Raw genomic sequence first — 22737 nt, 5'->3', positions numbered from 1 at the left:
CTTGAAAAAGGGGACAATTATTAATTATTATTAAAAGTGTATTTACTAATTAACCAAAATACCAGTGAAACTAGCTCAAGCTCAGACGATATTAACAGACACTTTAACCGTATTTTGGGGAGAATGGCTAGATTTACGCGCGAGAGTCCTTCAGATCGCCGCCACAGGTTTAGTTTCTCCCCTAATCTATATTATCGGTTTCGGGTTGGGGTTGGGAAGCGCCCTCGATCGCTCGATGAAACCCTCGCTCGGCGATTCTTATCTAGAATTTATTTTACCCGGAATGGTGGCCCTGTCCTCAATGGCGATCAGTTTCGGGGGAACCACCTTTTCGATATGTGGCGATCGCTTATTTAGTAAAACCTTCGAGGAATTATTATTACTTCCCGTCCATCCCCTCTCATTATTTTTAGGCAAAGTTTTTGCGGGGATTTTGCGCGGTGTAATGACTTCTGCATCGGTGATTCTCGTTGCTATCTTATTTACAGGAAAATTTGTCAGTTTTCTCAATCCCCTCTTTTTATTAGTTTTAATCTTAAATTGTGCCGTCTTTGCCGGTTTAGGGGCAATTGTCGGATTGCGAGTTAAATCCCTCGAAAGTGTCAGTCTGTATAATAACTTTTTAATCGTGCCGATGTCTTTTTTAGGAGCAACTTTTTTCGACCCCCAAACTTTACCCTGGCCATTAAAAATTATTGTTTATTCCTTACCCCTCACCTATGCTAGTCTGGGATTAAGAGCCGCAGCCTACGATATAAATCAATTTCCTTGGTTCGCTATCCCTATTTTATTAATCGTCGCTCTTCTTCTCTCGATTGTCGGTGCTTATCAATTCTCCCATCAACGGGATTGAATCAGTGATCAGTAATCAGTAATCAGTAATCAGTAATCAGTAATCAGTTATCATATTTTAGTTTTCAGTGAATAGTATTAAGTGGCAAGTTCAGAGCTTTCTTTTCACGGATTACTGTTTGATTTTTACTGATAAAAGCAAAAAGCTCCTGACTCCTATCTCCTGACTCCTTTTTCCCTTGAATAAATATATCCTTTTTTATAAACCCTACGATGTATTATGTCAGTTTACTGATGAAAATGGTCGCTCGACTTTAAAAGATTATATTCCCATCCCGAATATCTATTCTGTCGGTCGTTTAGATAGGGACAGCGAGGGATTATTATTACTCACAGATAACGGTCAATTACAGCATCGTTTGGGTCATCGTCAATTTGCTCATCCGCGTACCTATTGGGTACAAGTCGAAAGAATTCCAGACCTAAACGCTTTAGAAAAATTGCGTCAAGGTCTTCCTATTCAGGATTATCGCACTCGACCAGCAATAGTTAATTTACTAGATTTTGAACCAGATTTACCACCCAGAGAGCCACCGATTCGTTATCGAAAATCTGTCCCCACCGCTTGGTTAGAAATTACCTTAACTGAGGGAAGAAATCGTCAGGTAAGAAGGATGACGGCTGCCGTTGGTTATCCCACTTTAAGATTAATTAGAACAGCCATTACTATTGACAAAAACAATAAATTATGCTTAACAGGATTACAACCCGGTCAATGGCGAGAAGTGACTGAAAAAGAGAGAAAAGCCTTAGAAAGGTTATAATTTCTGTAAGCAACCTTGATAACCAAAGTTGAATGTATAGTTTGGGACTTGATCAAATTACCCACAATTATCTATCATCGTGAATATTAAACCTAAAGACAAATATGAAAGTTAAAATTAAAAATCTTGGCATTTTAAAACAGGCAGAATTAAGTCTAGGCAACCTCACAATTATCTGTGGTGGTAATAACACAGGTAAAACTTATGCTACATATTCTTTATTTGGTTTTTTAGACACTTGGCGACAACTATTAAAGGGATCAACATTTAGCCTCAAAGAAAAAGTTGATCAACTACTTTCTGATGGTGTAATTAGTCTCGATCTACAGGAGTATGTTCAACAGTGTGAAAGTATTCTTACTACAGGTTGTCAAAGATATATTCGACAAATACCTGAAGTTTTTGCGGCCAACGAGGAGAGGTTTAAAAATGTTGATTTTCAGATAGAATTAAATTTTGACAATATTCAATTTCAAAATAAGTATGAAAAGAAAATTAGTACAGCAACATGGGAAATTATCTCGATTAGCAAACCTGAAAATGACCCTTATTTATCCATCACATTATTAACAGAAACAGAAAAAATAAATCTGCCAGTGCATTTTCTTGAGGATATCATTTACGACAGCATCCAAGATATAATTTTCTCTCAGTTTTTTCCCAGGCCATTTATTGCCAGTGCAGAAAGGACAGGAGCGGCAATTTTTCGCAAAGAGTTAAATTTTGCTCGTAATCGTTTACTGGAAGAAATTAGTAAAAATAGCAATTTTAATCCTAGGGAACTGTTATTTAATGTTTCTCAGGATTATGCGCTACCAGTCAAAAAAAATGTAGATTTTACTAGACAAATAGAAACAATTGTCAAAAAAAATAGCTTTATTGCCGAAAATCATCCCAGTATTTTAGAAGATTTTGCCGATATTATTGGTGGTCAATATATGATTACTAGCAATGATGAACTTTATTACATTCCTAAAGGAAAAAAACTTAGACTATCGATGGATGAAAGTTCTAGTGCTGTACGTTCTCTTTTAGACATTGGCTTTTATTTAAGACACGAAGCTCGCATCGGAGATTTGTTGATAGTAGATGAACCTGAATTAAATCTCCATCCAGAAAATCAACGCCGTATCGCTAAACTTTTCGCTCGACTGATCAACATTGGTATTAAAGTTTTTATCACTACTCACAGTGATTATATTATCAAAGAAATCAATACATTAATTATGCTTAACCATAATAAACCACACCTGAAACAAATTGCCGCAGAAGAAGGCTATAGACAAGAGGAATTATTATCGGCCGATCAAGTTAAAGTATATATTGCTGAAGAAGATTCAAAGATGTTAAAAGGACAGAAAAGAAAAACCAAATTTCACACTTTAAACCCCGCTAAAATTGATCCAGAAATGGGTATTGAAGCGCGTAGTTTTGATACTACTATCGAAAATATGAATCGTATTCAAACGGCTATTATTTGGGGTGAGGAGTAATGTCTGATATTGCTATCCTCAAAGAAATGATTAGCAAGTGTGCGATAGTAGAGTTAGAGTATAAAAAAGAATACAAACGAGATAGCTATTTACTGAAACTGATAGAAAATCAAGATAACTATTCATTTGTGATTAGTGGAATGCCTGAACCCGATCAAGTTATTGCGATCAAGCTAGATGAGTTTTTTGATGTCCGCACAATTTTTACTGGTAATAAAGGTGAGTGTAAGCGTGCAGATTTTATAATTATCGCTAATACCCCTACTGAAAAAGTTATCCTTTGTTTGGAAATGAAGAAAAGCAGAGATTCTAATTCATCGATAATTAAACAATTAAAAGGAGCCGAATGCTTTGTCTCCTATTGTCGTGAAATCGGACGCTTATTTTGGAATCAACCCGATTTTCTTCAGGACTATCAATATCGCTTTGTTAGTATTAAAAATATCAGTATTTCTAAAACAACCACCAGCAGCCGTAAATCCTCTCAAAAAAATGAGATTCATGATCAACCAGAAAAAATGTTAAAAATTTCCGCTCAAGCGAAGCACTTTCAAGAATTAATTTAGTCCTATAGCTTGACATTATGACCGATTTAATCTCGATCGAATAACGATCTTTTGCCGAGAGTGCCGAAAGAGCCTTATCGATGCTCATTTTTAAAAACTTCAAACACCTGACGGCTGAAATATTTTAACTTATCAGCCACCTTAGGAGAGGGTTGATAATTGCCGACTAATTGCCAATTTTCCACCGTAGATAGTCGCCAAGCGGTTCCTTGATGGTTAAAAGCCTGCATTTCTAAGCCAATCAAACGCTGATGCTGATCCTCGCTATCGAGATGAAAACGAATTTGTACCAGAATACTGCGCCCTTGAATTCTGGGACTCCAACCGGGAAAATGGAAAGCGATATCGATCGAGTCGGGATCCGTTAACTCCCTTGTGTGGGGATCATTGCGCCAGGGTTTCAGATCTGCCTTTGCATCGGGGAATTGTTGTTTAAACAGGTTGACGAGTGTGGCGATCTTCGCCGTTAATTCTAATCCTTTTGCCTGTTCCGACGCATTCATGCTCACCTCTGATAATTGCTTATAAAGTAACTATTTATACAGTTTAGCCCTGCTTTTTGCGACTATTGGAACAATTATAACGATATTTTCTCGATCGAGTCCAAAATGCCGCACCTGTCAATCAAGATAGCCGCTGCCAAAAAGACAAAATCAAAACTACACTAGAAAATAGGATAATCGACAGGAACAGTATTTTCTATGAATCCCCAAGAGTCTCTATTACAATCGATCGAAAAATTAGGCTATCGGGTTACGGTGGGTGATGTGGCGGCAAAATCGGGTTTAGAGATTAATGCTGCACAACAGGGATTATTAGCTTTAGCGGCGGAAGCGGGGGGACATTTACAGGTAGCAGATACGGGGGAGATTATCTATCTTTTCCCTGAAAATTTTCGCTCAATTCTTCTGAATAAATATTGGCAATTGCAGTTAAAAGCTTTCGGGAGTAAAATCTGGCAAGTAGTTTTTTATGTTATTCGCATTTCCTTTGGCATTGTTTTAATTATTTCGATTTTAATCCTGTTGCTCGCTATTCTGGCGATCCTGATCGGCTTAATGTTCAAAGATGGTGACTCGGATAACAATTCTGGAGATAGCAAAATTAATATTAACTTCTTTCCCACGGACTTTTTCTGGATTTTTTATCCCGATTTTAGTAATAACTACTACGAAAGAAGAGATCGGGAAGTTAAGGCAGAAAAACCCCCTAGTAAGATGAATTTTCTCGAGGCAGTTTTTTCTTTTATTTTTGGCGATGGCGATCCTAATTTTAATTTAGAGGAGAGACGCTGGCAAACTATCGGTAAAGTAATTCAAAATAATCGTGGCTCGATTATCGCTCCACAAATTGTCCCCTATCTCGATAGTATTACCCCCAGTCAGGAGGAAACAGAAGACTATATACTCCCAGTTTTAACTCGCTTTAATGGATTGCCGCAAGTGTCCGATCGAGGCGATATTATCTATTATTTTCCCGATCTACAGGTGACAACCAAAGAGAGAAAATTACAAACAGTTTCGCCCTATCTAAGGGAAAAAAGCTGGAAGTTTAGCGAAGCGGATAGCGGTCAAATTATCTTAGCTTTAGGTTTAGGGGTGGTTAACTTTATCCTCGCTTTAGTTTTAGGATTTTTGCTCAACAGTGATAGTGTTGATTTGAGCGGTTCTCTGGGGTCGATAGTCACAGGTATCTACGGTTTTCTCCTCAGTTATGCCGCTGCTTTTTTGGGGATTCCCCTCGGTCGTTATTTCTTTTTACAGTGGAGAAATAAGCGGGTTAATCAACGCAATCAACAGCGAGAAAAAAGAGCAGATTTATTAGCCCAAAATAATCCTGAATTAGAGCAAAAACTGGCCTACTCTCGTCAATTTGCCGACCAAAAAGTGATTAGGGATGCTGATATTAGTTATTCTACGGATCAAGACTATCTCGAACAAGAGAGCGAGCGCTCGGATAAAATCGATCGAGAATGGCAAAAACGCTTAGAATCCCCCGATTCCTGACTCCTGACTTGAAAGAGGGTGTAGGGTGTGGGGTGTAGGGTGTAGGGTGTGGGGTGTGGGGTGTAGGGAGATGGGGAAGTGGGGAAATGGGGAAGTGGGGAAATGGGGGAATTATGAATTGGGAAATGGGGAAGTGGAGTAGTGGGGTATTGGGGGAATTTCAACTAAAACCCCAACACCCTAAAACCCTAAAACCCTAAAACCCTATCTCCAGACTCCTGAATCCTGAATCCTGACGACCGACTCCTAACCCCAGCAACAAACTTTTTGCCGCAAACCCTAACTTAAACGATCGAGAGTGCGATACTGAATTGCTTCGGCAACGTGGGAACTTTTCAGCATTTCACTATCTCCTAAATCGGCAATGGTGCGGGCAACTTTGAGAATGCGATCCATTGCTCGGGCCGATAAACCCAATTTTCGGATTGCCCCTTCTAAAATATGGCGACTGCTATGATCAAGAGCGCAAAAACCCCGCAAATGCTCGGAATTCATCTCCGCATTAGAGCGAATCCCCGTATTCTGAAAGCGATCGCTGGCCTTTTGCCGGGCCCTTTCTACCCGTTGCCGCACTTGCTCAGAAGCTTCTCCCCGACTCTCTTGGGTCATTTCTTCTGGTTTTAGGCGATTTACCGTCACTTGTAGGTCAATACGGTCTAAAAGCGGCCCCGATAATTTCGCCCAATATTGTTCCCGTTGTCGCGGTGAACAGCTGCAGGGTTGCACCGAATCGCCGTAATAACCACAGGGACAGGGATTGGTACTGGCCACCAAGGTAAAACGCGCCGGAAAAGCGACGGAAAGACGAGTGCGAGAAATGCTCACATAACCATCCTCTAGGGGTTGCCGGAGATATTCCAAGACACTGCGCTTAAATTCCGTTAATTCGTCCAAAAATAAAATACCACGGTGGGAAAGGGAGATTTCTCCCGGTCGGGGATAAGTGCCACCTCCCACCAGTGCCGCTCCGGAAGCGGAGTGATGGGGACTGCGAAAAGGACGCTCGCGCACCAGGGAACCTCGATCTTTCAGTAATCCGGCGACGGAATGAATCTGGGAGACTTCTAGGGATTCGGCAAAGGTAAGCTGGGGCAGAATTCCGGGTAAACGTCGCGCTAACATGGTTTTACCGCTGCCCGGTGGCCCGACAAAAATTAGGTTATGACCTCCAGCCGCTGCAATTTCCAGGGCCCGACGGCCAATGGCTTGGCCTTTGACATCCTTGAGATCGGGGAGATTTACCTGCGATCGCCCGAACTCCTCGGCAGCGTTAAAAGTCATCGGTGAATGGCGATCGGGTTCATTTAAGAAATTTACCACTTCCGATAGATGACGAAACCCATACACTTGTACGCCTTTAACCACGGCCGCTTCTTTGGCATTATCGGCAGGAACCACTAAACCCTTAATCCCCATTTTTTCGGCAGCGGCAGCAATGGGTAAAACCCCCGCCACGGGACGCAAACTACCATCGAGGGATAATTCGCCTAAAAAGAGAAAATCCCCCAATAAATCGGCTTCTACCTGTTCGGAAGCCCCTAAAATGCCGATACTAATCGGTAAATCATAAATCGGCCCCTCTTTGCGGATATCGGCGGGACTTAAATTGATGACAATTTTGCGGATGGGAAAGGCAAATCCGGCATTTTTTAGGGAAGCTTTTACCCTTTCTTTCGACTCCTGCACGGCGGTATCGGGTAAACCCACCACGGCAATTCCGGGTAATCCCCCCGATACATCCACCTCTACCCCGATTTTAATGGCATCGATGCCGATAATTGCCGCACTCCAAACCCTTGCTAACATTTTGGCTCAACTAAAAATAAAGTGAGTTCTTAGGAAAATTAAACAGGATGTTCGGCTAGTTTTCCGCATAAAAATGATTTTATCTGGGAATTTACCCAGAAAATCAGCGTATTTCTAGGGATAACCTAGCCAGAAAAGCTGAGAGCTTAATGGTATAGTTAAAAAAAAAGCAATTTGTCTATGAGCGAGACTATTTTTAGCAAAATTATCCGTAAAGAAATTCCTGCCTCGATCGTTTATGAAGATGATCTGGTTCTCGCTTTTCGAGATGTTAATCCCCAAGCACCCACCCATATCCTCATTATCCCCAAAAAACCGATTCCGAAACTAGAGGAAGCCAGCGACAGCGATCGCGATTTATTGGGGCATTTGTTACTAACTGTTAAAAAGGTGGCCGCCGAAGCTAAATTAAGTCAAGGTTATCGCGTGGTGATCAATAATGGGGAACATGGGGGTCAAACCGTCGATCATCTTCATGTCCATCTCTTAGGCGATCGCCTAATGGCTTGGCCTCCGGGTTAAATACCCCTTATTTTCCCGCTTTTTTGGGGAATTATAGGGCTAGAAGCGTTCTTTTCCGAGTCAGTCTTCTCGATGTTAAACCCATGAATAAGTCTATTTCTGCGATCGCATTGGCCAGCACCCTGCTGTTATTTCCCTTCACCCCTACGACTCTCGCTCAATCGGAATGCTTTCTCCAAAGAGCAGATGGACAACACATAGATCTTAGCCGTCTCTGTGGCGGTTCATCCAGAAATAGGAAAAATTCCCCGCAAGTTTATCAGTTACCGATTCAACGCCGGGTTAACGGCATTCCCACGGTGATGGTGGTTTTTAATCACCGTCACTATTATGAAATGCTTTTTGATACGGGAGCTAGTGGTATCGTCCTCACCGATGCCATGGCGAAAGCGATGAAAGTCAAACGGGAAAAGGAAGTACTCGCTCATACCGCCGGCGGTGTCGTTACTGTGTATCTTGGTCGCATTAATTCTGTTAAAGTTGGCGAGGTGGCTTTATCTAATCAGATTGTTGGTATTTCTCCCCAAATGGAAGGGTTAGGACTCTTGGGACAAACTTTTTTTGGTTCCTATGATGTCACGATCAAAAAAGATGTGATCGAATTACGTTATCGTTCATAGTCTCATGGGAAAAATTATCGCTTTTCTGACTCTAATCCAAAGTTCCTCTCTGTATTTGTTCCCGTTCGATCGCTTCAAATAAGGCCCGGAAGTTGCCTTCTCCAAAACCTCTAGCGGCATGACGTCGCTCGATTAATTCAAAAAAGAAAGTCGGCTGGGAAAAAATTGGTTTAGTGAAAATTTGCAGTAAAGTCGGCTTTTCCGGGAGAGAATAACTATTTTGTTCAAAATCGATGAGAATCTCCTGCTTTTTAATTTCTGACCATTCCCAATCAGCAATATTAAAGGCTTTCTTTTGATAGTTAATTTGTCGATAATAACTGTCGGGAACTGATAAAAATTCTACATTTTTTTCTCTTAACTTTTGAGTTAAGTTTACAATATTTTCTGTTTTTAAAGCAATGTGTTGAATGCCAGATTTTTGATTAATATCTAAAAATTCTTGTATTTGAGAACTGTTACTATCTGGCTCATTAATCGGTAATTTTAATTCAGTTTTCGGGTAAACAAGTACCTGAGAATAAAGACCAGAACGCTCCGTTTTAATAGTAAAAGTTTGCCTTTTTTTAAAGCCTAAATTTTCCTCATACCAATTGGCTGTTAACTCTAAATTCCCTTGAAAAACATTTAAAACTAAGTGATCAATTGCCAGAATATCCTGATTATATTGTTGCTGACTATCGTATTGAATCAGATTAGGATCGGCTAAAATTGGCGTGATTCCCTGCCTTTCAATTAACGTATGTTTGAGATCAGCAATGCTAGAGATTTGACAGCTTTTTATCTTACCCCTAGCCAAAACAGTTTCCTCAATAAAAATGTCCTGTTTAATTCTCCTAGCTAAACTGTCTAAATCCTCTACTTGAAAAGCTACATCCGCCACCCCTTCAGGATATTTACTTAAAAATTCCGCCACGGGACTAAGGGAATTTAAGGGAGAAGATAAGATAAAAATAATCTGTTTAGTTTTATCTTTTTGGATGCCATTGCCAACTATTTCCGTGTGCGTGTGGAGATTAACTAAACTTGCGATCGCCTGAAAATCCATCACCCGCACAAACCAATCTCGCCATTTTTTGGCCGATTCTACATAAAAATGAATATGATCAACAAACATAGATAAAGTCAAAAAAGTGGTTGAGTGTTAGTAAGTGGGGAGTGGGGAAATGGGGAAATGGGGGAGTGAGGAGATAGGGTAATTTCAACTAATACCCCAAAACCCCAACTCCCTAAAACCCCAACTCTCAACTCCTGACTCCTGATGACTAAAAAAAGAGATGACTATCGGGTTGAATATTAATTTCCATGGGGACGGCTTGGGGTTCAGCATTCATGGCAAAATAGATAGCATCGGCGGCGGTTTGAGCGGTTAACATTTTATTGCGATCAACTTTTAAGCTCACCTGATCCCAAAAAGGAGTATCGACACCACCAAAATAGAATAAAGTCATTTTAATACCATAGCGTTTTAACTCATCGGCCAAACATTTACTAAAACCGACCACCCCGTATTTAGAAGCACAATAAGCGGCAGCCATAGCCATAGAATGCTTACCTAAAATTCCCACCACATTACAGATATGACCGGCTTTATTTTCCTTCATCACATTAGCGGCAGCCTGACAGGTATAAAAACTTCCCTTCAGATTGAGGTCGAGCATTTTATCTAAATCTTCCGGCGTGATTTTATTGTATTGTTTCATCACACCGGCTCCGGCCGCATTAACCAACACATCCAACCGGCCGTAATGGGAGACAATTTTTGCCATCAAAGTTTCTACCTGAGTCGGATTGGTGATATCCGTCGGCACAATTAAAGAGGGACAAGGCAACTCACTGGCTAAATTAGATAAATTATCGGCATTTCTGGCCACCAATACGAGTTTATGACCATTAACAGCTAGTTTACGGGCTAAAGTGGCACCGATACCCCCCGTAGCACCGACAATCAGGACAACTTTTTCGCTCATAATTATTTATAATTCTTTACAAATCTTATTGTAAACTGTTCCGACTGGAAAATCATCGCTAGTCCCAACCCCTTGATTAAGGGTTAGCCAACTTCTGATAGGATAAACCGTGACAATGTAAAGAAATTTTTATGACTGTACTGACCGAAGGAATCGCGCCCCACGGTGGGCAATTAATTAATCGTATTGCTACCGCTGCCGAAAAAGCCGAATTTCTGGCCCTAGCTGAAAAACTACCGCGAGTTTCCTTAGATGAACGAGCGCTCTCGGATTTAGTTATGATTGCTATTGGTGGTTTCAGTCCCCTCAAAGGCTTTATGGAACAGGACGACTACGAAAAAGTCGTCGATGATATGCGTCTAATCAATGGTTTACCCTGGGCAATTCCCGTGACTCTTTCCGTTAGGGAAGAAGTGGCGGATCCGCTCAAAGAAGGCAACTGGATTCGTTTAGATGACAGCGAAGGCAACTTTGTCGGAGTCCTAGAACTAACCCAAAAATACCGTTATAATAAAGCCCACGAAGCAGTTAACGTCTATCGTACCGACGACCAGAAACATCCCGGGGTAAAAGTCCTCTACGAACAGGGAGAAATTAACCTCGCAGGTCCAATATGGTTACTTCAGCGCGATCCTCATCCCCAGTTTCCCAAATATCAGATCGATCCTCTGCAATCGCGCAAAATGTTCCACGAAAAAGCTTGGAAAACGATTGTCGGTTTCCAAACCCGTAATCCCATCCACCGGGCCCACGAATACATTCAAAAATGCGCCCTAGAAGTGGTAGATGGTTTATTCTTGCATCCCCTTGTCGGCGCTACCAAAAGCGATGATGTACCGGCCGATGTGCGGATGCGTTGCTATGAGATCATGATGGATAAATACTTTCCCCAAGATCGCGTTATTCTGGCTATCAACCCCTCAGCTATGCGTTACGCCGGCCCCCGGGAAGCAATTTTCCACGCTATTATCCGTAAAAACTACGGTTGTACCCATTTTATCGTCGGTCGTGACCATGCCGGAGTCGGCGACTACTACGGAACCTACGATGCTCAGTATATCTTTGATGAGTTCGAGCCGGGGGAATTGGGAATCGTGCCGATGAAGTTTGAACACGCTTTCTACTGTACCCGCACTTCGGGAATGGCAACCACCAAAACTAGCCCCAGTTTACCGGAAGAAAGAATCCACCTTTCGGGAACGAAAGTCCGGGAACTGCTGCGCAAAGGAGAATTACCACCTCCGGAATTCTCCCGTCCAGAAGTGGCTGCCGAATTAATCCGCGCCATGCAAGGATCTTGACATCCTCGCCGCCCTAAAAGTGCGGCGATTCCTAAACCTCACGATTTAAGTTTCTGCTTCCACCACCGTCGCATACCACAGTTAAAAAACCATGTACTGTCTTACACAGAGTCCACAGACTTTCGCCCCATTTCAGAAGCCCGATTCCGTGTGTCCCACGGTACGTTGACCGCCTATAGCTTCTTGTACTTGTTGCGCGCGACTTTTTACCCGGCCAAGCTTTTCTGGTCGGAACCCCCTAAGCCGAGTTTTCAAGGTGCTGCGCCGTCCACTTGGTTTTCGAGACTGGCCTTTTAATTCTAACGTAAAGCCGCCGTAGAACGGCGGGGTTTCAGACCCAAAATTTCCGATGAACATAACTAGGCGAGAATTGATCCAGCAGACAGGTTGGGGGTTGCTGACTTTGGCGATTAGTCAAGGGACCCTTAACCGTCATTTGGCCGCTCTCGCCACCCCTAATCCCCGAAAATTGGCTCTTTTAGTCGGTATTGACCAGTATGGGGCGAATATTCCGCCGCTGCCCGGCTGTCTTACCGATGTGGAGTTACAAAAAGACCTTCTCCGTTATCGTTTTGGCTTTCAGGATGCTGATATAGTAACTTTAACGGGACAACAAGCCAGTCGAGAAGCGATCGAAGCGGCTTTTTTAGAACACCTGATCGCCCAAGCCAGGTTGGGGGATGTGGTAATTTTTCACTTTAGCGGTTATGGCAGTCTTGGGGCCGGAAAAGAGGTTTTTATTACTGCTGATGGGGCAGAAAATGCTTTAATCAAGGAAAATATCCTGCTGATGGCTCGCTGTCTAGCTACGGATAAGTTTAGCTTGATTTTTGATAGTAGTCATCTCCCCCAACCTCAGCCCTATCTCGGTAATCTCCGCATTCGTTCCTATTCTAGAACCATTACTGATCCTAACCCCGCCGAATTAACTTTCGCTGCCGATATTAAAACCCGTTTTAACCTCAAAAATAAGCCTAGTAACGGCGTTATTCTCGCTGCCGCTAAACCAGAGCAAATCGCCCTGGAATTGAGCGGTAATAGCCCCAATGCTGGCTTATTCACCTATGATCTCACTCAGTATCTCTGGCAAGTTTCCCCCAGTCCGACAATTGCGATCGCTTTTCCCCATCTCCGTAATCTCGTCGCTAGTCACAGCAGTCAACAACAGCAACCGGCAATCCTGACCAATAATCAAAATAATTCTGTGCCGCTATATCATACAACGTCAGAAAAGTCAAGGGTTGGGGCGGCAATTGTTACAAATCTTATTGATGAGCGCACCCTAGAAGTCAATCTGGTCGGCCTGCCCTTAGAAATCCTGGAAAATTACGGAATTAACTCCTGTTTGAGCTTTATTGAGGCGACCGGGGAGGAAATCAGCCTACAAATTCTCTCCCGTCAGGGTTTAAAAGCCAAAGCCCAGTTATTATCACCAACCGCCTCCCTAGAAATAGGACAGATTCTAGAGGAAAAATTGCGGGTTTTTCCGAGTAAAATCGGCTTAATCGTCGGTTTGGATCATAACTTAACCCGAATTGAACGGGTAGATGCCACCAGTACCTTTGCCAGTTTGCCCGATGTGGCCGCCGTGGTTAACATTGGCGAACAAACGGTAGATTGTCTCTTAAGTCGAGTTGGTGGCGAAGAAACTGGCAATTATCAGTTATTATCTCCCAATGGCTCCCTAATTATCGGTAGTTTAGGGGCAGCCAACGAAGCAATTAAATCGGGAATCAAACGACTGCAATCGCAACTAGAAACCCTGCTGGCCTGCAAATTGTGGCACTTGTTGATCAATCAAGAATCCTCCGGTTTAGCCGTCATCGTCACCCTGGAAAGCCTCGATCAAACCTATATCTCCACGGTGCCAACTCAAAAAATTGCGGGTAGCAGGGGGACTAATACCGCTAAAAACGACTTAATTCTGCCCGTCGGTACGGAAATTCGCTATCAAATCGAGAATCAAGAAGAACAACCCCTCTACGCACTGATCCTTGTCCTCAACAGCGATCGCCAACCGCTTTTATACTGTTCCCGTTCAGAAAACCCCGATAATTTCAGCAATTCCAGCCCATTAGCCCCCTTTGTCGTGGCGGCCAAAACCAAGGCCACCATCCCCAATGACCGCCAAGGGCATTGGAAAATTAGTCAACCCAAGGGCATCAGAGAGAATATACTGATCCTCAGTCGCCATCCTTTCCCGAAAACCTTGACCCTTCTCAATGCCACTCAAAGCCTCAAGGGAGAAGCCACCCCACTGCTCACCCTGACTAACCCCCTAGAAATAGCCAGAGCTTTCTGGAGCGATCTAAAATTAGATTTAGGTCTAAAAATGGATAGTTCTGGCAGTGTAATTGATGAATACGCCTTTGATCTGGGAACTTGGTCAGGTTTCCAGTTTATTTATCAAGTTATCGACTAAATCGATAGAATAATTCTATGGAATCCTTGAAAAGAAAAGGTTAAAATCCTAAAACAGCTACCCCTAAATTTCCCGATGAATCTTCTGCCCCGGACCACCCAAAGCCGCCTCAAAAAAATTCCACAAATTCCCAGTGTTTGGGAAGGAGATCGTCGTGCTTTATCCTTATCCGAGAGAATGCCCCGGGCCACCCTAGAACCAAATCAAGAAAGCGGTGGCGAGTGCGTGATCTGGGTGGATGGTAGCGAGGGCTGTGTACGCGCTATGGAAGTAGTTTCCCCTGAAACCGGGCCAGAGGCCATGGTGAGAACCTTAATCCGCGCCATCGAAACACCCCAAAATCCCGCCCGGCCAGCCAGACCGAAAAAAATTATCGTCCGCGATCGAGAAACACAGTTTTTTCTGCGCGGGGTACTGCAAGATCTCGATATCACCATCGATTATGTCCCCAGTTTGCCCCTGATCGATGATCTCTTTCGTGGATTCGACGAATTCCAAAATAACCGCCCCCCGGCAATTCCTCCCGCTTGGCAGTCCGCTTTAGTGAAAACCGCTCACGAAATTTGGAAAGCTGAACCCTGGTCCTGTTTAGCTGATTACGATATTTTGCAAATTAAGCTCGATCGCTCCGATTTCCCGAATCTTTACGCCTGTGTCATGGGAATGCTCGGTCGGGAATACGGAATCATTCTCTATCGTTCCCTAGAATCCCTCAAACAATTCCGGCAGTCCGCTTTAGAAGAAAAATCGATGGAAAGATTAGAAAAGGCCTTTCTTTCCCAAGATTGCTGGTTTTTAAGCTACGAATTGGCCGATGATGACGAGGAAGATGATGAGGATGACTACGATCTGGCCTCGGCTGCTCCCTCCCAAATCCATCCAGTTTTCGGCAGCGTGCATCCCTACGAAGGTATTCGCCCCTATTTGGATGAAGAAGAAGCAATCACGGTATATTTAGCTTTAATAGCTCTGTTGCGCTTTTTTAAAGGCAATCAATCCGCTTTATCCGAAGAACCGATCGGAGAATTACAGCGTCGTTTTCGCATTCCCATCGATCCCGAACAGGCAAAAGGGGAAACCGTGGCGGTGACGGTAGCCACGATGCCCGATCTATGTGCGGAATTTATGCAACTCTTGGAGGAGGAGGACGACGACGAGGATGAGGATGATGAGGAAGAATCCGTACTCAAGGAGGATTTAGTTCCTGATAATGCACATCTCAGTCTGGGAATGGTTCCCTGGCAATTATTAGATAAAATTCGCAGTCGTCCAAAAATCCATTATCAACCCCAGTCCGTACCGACAAAAGGAGAGGGTTTCCCCGTGGTGATGATCCAGACCTCCCGACCGAAAGCCAAGGAAATTATCGAAAAAATCGAACAAGCTGGCGGTTTGGCGGCCATTGGTTTTAACCCCGGCGAAGATCCCCTTGAAGATACCCGTTATGATCTCGGTATTCTGAAAATGGCTAACGGTGATCTCTATCTATTTGGGGAATTCGAGCAAGATGATCCCGACCACCGTAATGCGCGCCGCAATTGGCAAAAACGCATCAAAAATACCGAGGGTTATTGTGGTTTGATTATTGCCATGGGCGTAACCGGTTCCTCCTGCGGCAATCCCCAATTAAACGATATGTTAGCCCTCTACGAGGCAAAATCGATCGATAGTAAAGATTTAGACTTGGGAGTTTTGACTCTTATGCCTCACTTTGGTTAATTTTAACCAAGGCAGCGGCGGCTCTTTTTCAGTGATCAGTAATCAGTAATCAGTTTGCTTGGCAAATTCATTGACATACTCCCACCGTCAAGCTGCGCTATGAAGTGTAGAAATATGCCCATGACGAATCGATTTTTACCGCCGCGCATGGGCAGAAATTCCCTTAATGGGTAGGTCAACTTCGATCAGGCGTTTAGGGTAGGTCATCATGGTTAAAATTTTACAATTTGGTTAAAAAATCCCACTCATTAAACCAAGTCGAGCGATCAACAAGATTGAGTAATGAAATAAAATCTTGCTCAATATTGAACTCTATATTATAAGGTTTGGTCACTTGATTGATAATTGCTTGAACATCATTTTTATTAGCCATTTTATAAAATTCACGATTGTCATTGATAGTTTTTAAATACCTCCTAAATAGAGTATTTAGACTAATATCCTTTTCTCTAATAGGATTTTGGTTATTCAAAAAATCCCTTTTACTTAGTTGTTCCCTGACGTTGGCATACCGATGGCAAGTCTCATCAATATATTTATCATCAAGACTCTCTAGCTTTTCTTGCATAATTGTTAAATAATGATTCTCTAGGGATTGTACCAAAGCAGATCGATCAATATTAATATCATCTTTTTTGGCTTCTAGCCATTTTTTTAGTAGATGAGATAACTTGATCAAATCCATTAATAAAATTGACTCAAAAGTATAAGACGGAGTGATATAAGTTAGAATTTTAAAATGACTACCCAGTGCTTCAATAAGCTTATCACGGTGATCATCTTCAATAAAATCACGATCAAAGACGAGAAAAGCCTTACTCCAAAGCGTTTCTTGATTCTTAATTTGCTGAAAAACTGTCTTATAACTAGGTAAATCCTTAAAAATTTGAGAGACTCCACCTATCACCCAAAAGACATATTTTTTGGTATTTACCCCTAAAGTCATTTTTTGTAACAATGTATAAATTGCTTTTGCATCATCCTGACCTTCCACAAATAAAATATGATCTGCCTCAATAGCATTGATAACGTCCAAACCATTACTATTACCCAAAGAACTAATAATCGGATTTAGACTAGAGGGATAAATTCCTTTAAAACGATAGCCAACATCTAAACTCTGTTCATCTTTAACCACAGAAGTATAGTAATAGTTGGGTCTGTTTTCAATATGAAAAAGCTGATACAGAGGAACCTGACGAATTAGAGTCTCATTATGAGTTGTTAAAAAGATTTGAGTATTTGTCGAAAATCTAAGAACCGTATCAATTAAACGTTTTTGAATATCCCGATGAATATGACTATCAGGCTCATCAAATAAAATTAAGTTTAGGTCTCTAGTTTTTTCTGGCGCGTAAAGATTCAATAAAATAAGAATAATTTGTAACGTTCCACTTCCCAATAGAGAAATATCTTTCTCAATGTCTTGTGACTCAATTTTATAATCAATCACTGATTTTATATCTTTTTTGATATCACTTTTAGGGAAAAACTCAATTTTTTTATCGCCGTTAAAGAGAATATATGATAAATCTCGAATAAATTTATTGTAAAGATTTTCATTTCGAGTTGTATCATAATAAAGATTGTATAAACGATTACGAACAACTTCAACAGACTCTCTTTTTTGAATAGATTCAATAATTTGTGGACGAGTCACAAATCTCTCCTCAGTTCTGATGGTGGCTACAGGAGAAGCAAAAGATGCACTAATAGGGTTGGGAAAATTTTCAAAAAACTCATTGAATCCTCTAAAGTTATATTGGCTATAATTCAAAAGCTCGATAACATAATTTAAACCAGAGGTCTTGATAGAAAAACCAATTTCTAAATTTATATCTACTTTGTTTAATAAATTTCTATCTACTTTGTTTAAGGTAATAGATAATTCAATAGGAGCAGTTGTATCACGTTGATAAAAAATATCGTCAATATTTGAAGTTCTAACCGTTTTAATAGTTTCGTAAGGAAAATATTTTTCTGTTGTATGACCGAGAATATAATCACCTTTTTTGTATAACTCTTTATATCCTTTGCCCGCTTGCCGAATTAGCTTATTAAAACACTCATGCCAAAGGGCGATCGCCTCTAGCAAATTGGTTTTTCCTGAATTATTAACCCCAGTAAAGACATTAAAATCAGGCTCTAAATCTACGGTAACATCTTGAAAAGACTTAAAATTTTTAATCTGAATTTTGCTGATCTTCATTCCCGTTCATCCTGCTGGAGAATTGCCTCTAGTCCAAGCTGATAATGTTCAATGCTTGTAACAGGTTGCCGTCCTAGCGTAACCGCATCTCGAATGACATAAACTTCCGACATTGTCCCACAGTTAAACACCATATAGAGCCAATAGTCCCGCTTTAATCGTTCGGCTGTTTTATACTTATCTCTGATGCTAACACAATTGGGAAGTAGGTTAGCCCAATTACATCTATAGCAGTTTTCATCAGAATGAGGTATGGGCAAGGAGCTTAAACCCTTTGTTTGCAAAACTTGTCGACACCTCACTAACGTGAAAAGTGCTATAATTCGATTGAAAAAGCGAAACCCAACAACCCCAACGCTTACTGCTTAACTCTCAAAGTAATTGGCTGATAGCATTTTTCTTTATTCGTGGCAGGCATCCTACTCGCATCTCCCACCCCCCCTGCCCCCCCCGACATCGGGGGGGTCGGGGGGGCAAGGGGGGGGGGGAGAGTCCGGCCTCTGGGTTTTCAGTGGAGACATTGAGAATCTAAGCTGTCTCGTTGAACAAGGAATTTCCGATAGTGATAGGTCAAGAATTCCCCGTCACAGCGTAGCTTGACGGTGGGAGTATGTCAACCAAGCGCCTAAGAGAAGTTGTATCCCTAAGAATGGAACAATCAAACTAGGAGCCGTGTGAGGTGAAAGTCTCATGCACGGTTCTGAAGGGGGGGGATGGAGGCGACTCCATTCCCGACCCCTAACACGCCGGCTTGAGAATATTCTTGTCACCCCATCAGGAATCCACTAAACAAAGAAGTTGGAAACAGGGATATTGCCAGTGGGTAATGTGCCGGTAATGCCTGTAACGTTAACCAGTAAGTCATTGGCACTTTGGAAACCAGCAACATTATCATTGACAATAATATAGGTTCCGGCTATCCCAGCAGTGGTTACTTGGACCAGGGCTGCGCCATTAATACCAAGTGCTTGGTTTCCGGCTAAGGCACCATTGGCATCGGTAAAAACAGCATTCACGACATTGGTTAAAGTGGCAGCGGCAGAATTGGCAGCACGACTAAAGGCAGCGGGGGCAGGCAGCACACCTCCCGCGGCACTGAGCAAATCAATTTTGTCGGAGTTGATCGCAAAATCAGTGATCCGGTCAGGGTTAGCGACAGTAGATTGGGAAAATTGGAAGAGGAAGATATCGTTTCCTGTTCCCCCCGTCAAGGTATCAATACCAGCACCACCATTAAGGGTATCATTGCCCCCACCACCGTTGAGAAGGTTATTGGCCGTGTTGCCCGTGATCACGTTATTACCTGCGTTACCAGTACCGTTAATGGCGGCTGCTCCCGTCAGTGTCAGGTTTTCCACATTTGCCGCTAAAGTCGTGGTGACAGCGGCCGTGATAGTATCGGTTATAGTCGTGGTAGCTATCGTCACCGCACCAAGAACAGCATTAGTAGGAGAAGACAAAGCTAAAGTAAAGGTCTCATCTGCCTCATTAAGGGAATCATTGAGAATGGGAATGTTGATGACTTGAGTAGTAACACCAGGGGCAAAGGTTAGAGTTCCAGTGGTGGCGGTGTAATCCGCTCCCGCGGTTGCTGTACCGTTAGAAGTTGCATAGTTAACGCTGACGGTTTGGTTGCTTGCCTGGGAAAGAGTGACGGTGTAGGAGGCGTTTTGAGGAGTGGTTAAACCTTCAACAACAGTCTGATTGCTGGGACTAAGATTAATCGTGGGTAACTGAAAGTAGTTGCCAAAATTAATGCCAGTCAATTTTTCCCCTGCTTTCAAGTTTAGAGCATAGGGAGTGGTGGGGAAGGTTTGTATCCAACCTGTTTGATTCACTTCTCGGATGGCATATTCTCCTGGTCCTAAGTTGCTGAAGGTATATTGACCATCAGCGTTAGTGACTGTGGAGAGTTCCCAAGGATCTAATTTTCCATTGGCAACGCTATCAATGTAAATTGTCCAACCGGCTAGGGCTTTTTCACCTGTGTCCCAGATACCATTAGCATTAGCATCGTTCCATTTACTGCCTTGGATGCTTCCAAGTGGAATTTGAATGTCTCCATTTTTAAGCGCTAAGTTTGCCGCCAGCTTCGCTCCTTTAAGAAAACCTTCATCCCCCGTCACCACAAAATCGAAAACCCCACCATTTAAAAAAGCACCTTCAGCAATACCAAATTCCCGTCCCTTTGCGAAAGCGTTTGCTACTCCTTGGGGATTTTGTTGCGCTAAAGTTTCTAAGGAGACATAATTAGCGGGAAAACTTTTATTAGCAAATGTCGGTGTCCCGAAAAGGGATTCTTGCTGAGTAATCCGCCAACTATCTGCATAAGTTGTATGTATTGTTTGAACAGAGGGATTAGGTCCCAAGTCCGTGCCATCGCGTAGAGCAAAATCATTGGTACTAACCCCATCACCATTACCTAAAAGCCCTTGAAGTACCCCAAAACGATAGTCAGCGGGATCGACATAAACATCAATGTAGCTTCCATTGTCCGAGGCGATGATGACATCGTTATCATCGGCTGTGGATAAATCACCGTCTAGTCCAGCATAGGTGAAGGTGTACTGATTACCTGAACGCTGGATTTTGCTACTACTCAGAAATACACTTTGACCACTTGCTAAATTATAGGTCACTCCGTCAATTTTGAGTTCTTGACCAACTGCAAGCTCTGAGTCATAAACAACATTGTAACCATCTATCGTTGTGGCAAAAGCTGTGTTGACAGAAACAGTTGTACTTGCTCCCCAAGGTTTTTGACGGGTTTGCACTTGAAAATCATCTATCAGAGATTTGACAAGAATAAACTCCCCAACTGCTTGAAAATCATAGGGTTTTCCATCAAAATTTACGAGATGCACATCTCCCCAACCGTGACCTTGATTTACTGGATTATTAGCAGTGGCAAAGATTGAGAAATCTTGAATGAAGGGAGTAGTTACCGTACTATTTTTGGTAACATAAATATAGTAGTTACCCGCAGGGATCGTAGTTGAGAAAATCTGTTCGATGTTGTCATTAGTAACAGTTGTCTCAGTTCCTATAAATGACGGCGTATACGATGGAGAACCGCCCAGAGTGTTCGTCAAGTACACATCTAGATTATTGCTGGCAGGACCTGTCCAATCTAGGGTGACTTTGACCCCACCAACACCTGTATATCTCAATATACCTACATTAATTGGTGTACCAACTGTGCTATTGTAAGTATCTTCTGCAAAGATATGGCGGGTATTTCCCGTAGGCGATAACGCAATAGTTTGTATGAAGTTAGTTGCATTCGTGATGTTAGAAAAACCTGTAGTTGGAGACCATGGAGTCCATGGAGAAGAACTCCCAAATACATGATCAGTTCCAGCAGTATGGATAAGCAATCCCTTTTCTGTGGAGGGAAGTTCATTGATGGTAGTAGCCACTGTAGAAAGAGGAGGAATACCAGCAGGAATAGGGTTGGGAAATGGATTTAGAATAGGTCCAGGTAGGAATGTGTTCTTAAATCTTGCTCTGTATCCGCCACCTATTGTGCGTACATTTTCATACTGATAGCGATTTAAGTTATCAGCCCACGTTAATAGAGCCGGAGAACCAGCTGTCAAGTCAGGAAGTTGTATCACACCTTGTTCTATCTCAATACTCTGGCCATCTAATGTAATCGTCGCATGATCATTCTCACCTTTCAAAGCCTGTAATGTCCCAGCACTGAGACTATTACCACGCACTAAGTTAGAAAAAATGTCTCCCTCATCACCAGCGCTATCCGTCTGATTAATATGAGCATCAATAAAATGCCCGTATTCTTCTAACAAAACCGCAATAATGTCTGTCTCCGTAGCTGTATCAAGAAAATTAGCAGCGAGATAAATCTTATTCGTGCTAGTCCCATAAGCACCACTAGCATTACCAAGAATGCTACTATCAAGGATTTCAATTTGTGGAAATGAACTAAAATCACCTACAAGCCATTGAGAACGGAGATTTGTGGCTACTGTATGGTCATATTGTGTACCAAATGCTATTTCAAACAAATTCCAGAAGTCATTTAAACCAGCAAAGTTTTTCAGTTGGTTATAGGTCTTGTTGAGAGTGGTCTGAAGAAGATTAGTCATAACATCCTTTCCATCAACTATTTGTTTGCATTTACATTTAATTTAATTGCTCAAGACTTATGAGACTGGCACTAGCGATCGCCTAGATCCATAAAAGTCATCTCTAGGTAGTAGCATAGATGGTCTTTGCGGAAATAAATTTTTGAGGAAATAAATCTTAACATCGGATTTAAATATCGGACTATAGCGTTTCCTGTTCGCACGAGGTACATTATTAATGTTGAAAAGCTTAATTAGTAAAGGTTTAAGTGTGCCACACAGGTGTGAGAACCTCTATATACCCACTTTCCGCACTTCTTAACATTCAATTGATAATTTTTACTAATATATTGCTGACCACCCCTTACCAGTAAGGATTATAGCTACAATGATGGATTT

At 42.2% G+C, this 22737-nt stretch carries 17 protein-coding genes and 1 pseudogene; 11 read left to right on the top strand and 7 right to left on the bottom strand.

Translation table 11 applies throughout. The annotated features are described in order from the left end of the window. Positions 1-64 precede the first annotated feature (64 nt). The 4 genes from MAE_RS07670 (at position 65) to MAE_RS07655 (ending at position 3675) form a co-directional block, all read left to right on the top strand. Positions 65-853, top strand: a complete 789-nt coding sequence (locus MAE_RS07670) for an ABC transporter permease (RefSeq protein WP_012265072.1) — start codon at positions 65-67, stop codon at positions 851-853. A 178-nt stretch (positions 854-1031) separates the two neighbouring features. Beyond that, complete coding sequence (locus MAE_RS07665; protein ID WP_002751273.1) at positions 1032-1616, top strand: pseudouridine synthase; 585 nt, start codon at positions 1032-1034, stop codon at positions 1614-1616. Positions 1617-1720: 104 nt separating this feature from the next. Next, positions 1721-3109, top strand: a complete 1389-nt coding sequence (locus MAE_RS07660) for an AAA family ATPase (RefSeq protein ID WP_012265071.1) — start codon at positions 1721-1723, stop codon at positions 3107-3109. Continuing rightward, the gene (locus tag MAE_RS07655; protein ID WP_041803919.1) at positions 3109-3675 is read left to right on the top strand and encodes a hypothetical protein; all 567 of its coding nucleotides are present in this window, start codon (positions 3109-3111) and stop codon (positions 3673-3675) included. Before MAE_RS07660 ends, MAE_RS07655 begins: the two co-directional genes overlap by 1 nt. A gap of 74 nt (positions 3676-3749) precedes the next feature. Here the strand turns inward: MAE_RS07655 and MAE_RS07650 are convergent, their stop codons facing one another. Continuing rightward, entirely contained in the window at positions 3750-4178 is a 429-nt protein-coding gene (locus MAE_RS07650; RefSeq protein ID WP_002743840.1) for a hypothetical protein, read from the bottom strand. 198 nt (positions 4179-4376) lie between these two features. Between MAE_RS07650 and MAE_RS07645 the strand changes: the two genes are divergently transcribed. After that, positions 4377-5681, top strand: a complete 1305-nt coding sequence (locus MAE_RS07645) for a hypothetical protein (RefSeq protein WP_012265069.1) — start codon at positions 4377-4379, stop codon at positions 5679-5681. A gap of 279 nt (positions 5682-5960) precedes the next feature. On the opposite strand, the gene MAE_RS07640 is transcribed toward MAE_RS07645, so the two are convergent. Continuing rightward, positions 5961-7487 (bottom strand): YifB family Mg chelatase-like AAA ATPase, encoded by a 1527-nt coding sequence (locus MAE_RS07640; protein WP_002798811.1) that lies wholly within the window; start codon positions 7485-7487, stop codon positions 5961-5963. Positions 7488-7667: 180 nt separating this feature from the next. On the opposite strand from MAE_RS07640, the gene MAE_RS07635 reads away from it, so the two are divergent. Next, complete coding sequence (locus MAE_RS07635) at positions 7668-8009, top strand: histidine triad nucleotide-binding protein (protein WP_012265068.1); 342 nt, start codon at positions 7668-7670, stop codon at positions 8007-8009. 83 nt (positions 8010-8092) lie between these two features. After that, entirely contained in the window at positions 8093-8629 is a 537-nt protein-coding gene (locus MAE_RS07630; RefSeq protein WP_012265067.1) for a retropepsin-like aspartic protease family protein, read from the top strand. Positions 8630-8660: 31 nt separating this feature from the next. On the opposite strand, the gene hppD is transcribed toward MAE_RS07630, so the two are convergent. Both hppD and MAE_RS07620 read right to left on the bottom strand, forming a co-directional pair. Beyond that, complete coding sequence (gene hppD / locus MAE_RS07625; protein ID WP_012265066.1) at positions 8661-9746, bottom strand: 4-hydroxyphenylpyruvate dioxygenase; 1086 nt, start codon at positions 9744-9746, stop codon at positions 8661-8663. A gap of 148 nt (positions 9747-9894) precedes the next feature. Beyond that, positions 9895-10599 carry an SDR family oxidoreductase gene (locus MAE_RS07620; RefSeq protein ID WP_002776612.1) on the bottom strand — a complete coding sequence of 235 codons (705 nt, stop codon included), beginning with the start codon at positions 10597-10599 and terminating at the stop codon, positions 9895-9897. A 131-nt stretch (positions 10600-10730) separates the two neighbouring features. On the opposite strand from MAE_RS07620, the gene sat reads away from it, so the two are divergent. The 3 genes from sat (at position 10731) to MAE_RS07605 (ending at position 16041) form a co-directional block, all read left to right on the top strand. Next, positions 10731-11900, top strand: coding sequence for a sulfate adenylyltransferase (sat, locus tag MAE_RS07615; protein ID WP_002803711.1), 1170 nt, complete (start codon positions 10731-10733; stop codon positions 11898-11900). A 349-nt stretch (positions 11901-12249) separates the two neighbouring features. Beyond that, complete coding sequence (locus MAE_RS07610; protein WP_012265065.1) at positions 12250-14322, top strand: caspase family protein; 2073 nt, start codon at positions 12250-12252, stop codon at positions 14320-14322. Positions 14323-14397: 75 nt separating this feature from the next. Continuing rightward, the gene (locus MAE_RS07605) at positions 14398-16041 is read left to right on the top strand and encodes a DUF6930 domain-containing protein (protein ID WP_012265064.1); all 1644 of its coding nucleotides are present in this window, start codon (positions 14398-14400) and stop codon (positions 16039-16041) included. 220 nt (positions 16042-16261) lie between these two features. Here MAE_RS07605 and MAE_RS07600 read toward each other — a convergent pair whose 3' ends face one another. Further along, positions 16262-18250, bottom strand: coding sequence for an ATP-dependent nuclease (locus tag MAE_RS07600; protein WP_012265063.1), 1989 nt, complete (start codon positions 18248-18250; stop codon positions 16262-16264). Then, complete coding sequence (locus tag MAE_RS28845; protein ID WP_148204734.1) at positions 18247-18510, bottom strand: hypothetical protein; 264 nt, start codon at positions 18508-18510, stop codon at positions 18247-18249. Before MAE_RS28845 ends, MAE_RS07600 begins: the two co-directional genes overlap by 4 nt. A 226-nt stretch (positions 18511-18736) precedes the next feature. Between MAE_RS28845 and MAE_RS36370 the strand changes: the two are divergent. Then, a pseudogene (locus MAE_RS36370) lies at positions 18737-18850 on the top strand (transposase); the annotation flags it as partial. Positions 18851-19035: 185 nt separating this feature from the next. On the opposite strand, the gene MAE_RS07595 reads toward MAE_RS36370, so the two are convergent. Then, positions 19036-22359 (bottom strand): Calx-beta domain-containing protein, encoded by a 3324-nt coding sequence (locus MAE_RS07595; RefSeq protein WP_012265060.1) that lies wholly within the window; start codon positions 22357-22359, stop codon positions 19036-19038. Positions 22360-22737: the final 378 nt, after the last annotated feature.

This window comes from Microcystis aeruginosa NIES-843 (genome assembly GCF_000010625.1).
GTDB classification, from domain to species: Bacteria; Cyanobacteriota; Cyanobacteriia; order Cyanobacteriales; family Microcystaceae; genus Microcystis; species Microcystis aeruginosa.
The sequence above is the reverse complement of the archived record's forward strand: the minus strand, read 5'-3'. Positions and strand labels throughout refer to the sequence as shown.

Bases quoted from the DNA above. Each gene is read 5' to 3' on its own strand.
- MAE_RS07605 (WP_012265064.1), top strand. From the start codon at position 14,398: ATGAATCTTCTGCCCCGGACCACCCAAAGCCGCCTCAAAAAAATTCCA.
- sat (WP_002803711.1), top strand. From the start codon at position 10,731: ATGACTGTACTGACCGAAGGAATCGCGCCCCACGGTGGGCAATTAATT.
- MAE_RS07655 (WP_041803919.1), top strand. From the start codon at position 3,109: ATGTCTGATATTGCTATCCTCAAAGAAATGATTAGCAAGTGTGCGATA.
- MAE_RS07660 (WP_012265071.1), top strand. From the start codon at position 1,721: ATGAAAGTTAAAATTAAAAATCTTGGCATTTTAAAACAGGCAGAATTA.
- MAE_RS07650 (WP_002743840.1), bottom strand. From the start codon at position 4,178: ATGAATGCGTCGGAACAGGCAAAAGGATTAGAATTAACGGCGAAGATC.
- hppD (WP_012265066.1), bottom strand. From the start codon at position 9,746: ATGTTTGTTGATCATATTCATTTTTATGTAGAATCGGCCAAAAAATGG.
- MAE_RS07630 (WP_012265067.1), top strand. From the start codon at position 8,093: ATGAATAAGTCTATTTCTGCGATCGCATTGGCCAGCACCCTGCTGTTA.
- MAE_RS07645 (WP_012265069.1), top strand. From the start codon at position 4,377: ATGAATCCCCAAGAGTCTCTATTACAATCGATCGAAAAATTAGGCTAT.
- MAE_RS07635 (WP_012265068.1), top strand. From the start codon at position 7,668: ATGAGCGAGACTATTTTTAGCAAAATTATCCGTAAAGAAATTCCTGCC.
- MAE_RS07640 (WP_002798811.1), bottom strand. From the start codon at position 7,487: ATGTTAGCAAGGGTTTGGAGTGCGGCAATTATCGGCATCGATGCCATT.
- MAE_RS07610 (WP_012265065.1), top strand. From the start codon at position 12,250: ATGAACATAACTAGGCGAGAATTGATCCAGCAGACAGGTTGGGGGTTG.
- MAE_RS07620 (WP_002776612.1), bottom strand. From the start codon at position 10,599: ATGAGCGAAAAAGTTGTCCTGATTGTCGGTGCTACGGGGGGTATCGGT.
- MAE_RS07595 (WP_012265060.1), bottom strand. From the start codon at position 22,359: ATGACTAATCTTCTTCAGACCACTCTCAACAAGACCTATAACCAACTG.
- MAE_RS07600 (WP_012265063.1), bottom strand. From the start codon at position 18,250: ATGAAGATCAGCAAAATTCAGATTAAAAATTTTAAGTCTTTTCAAGAT.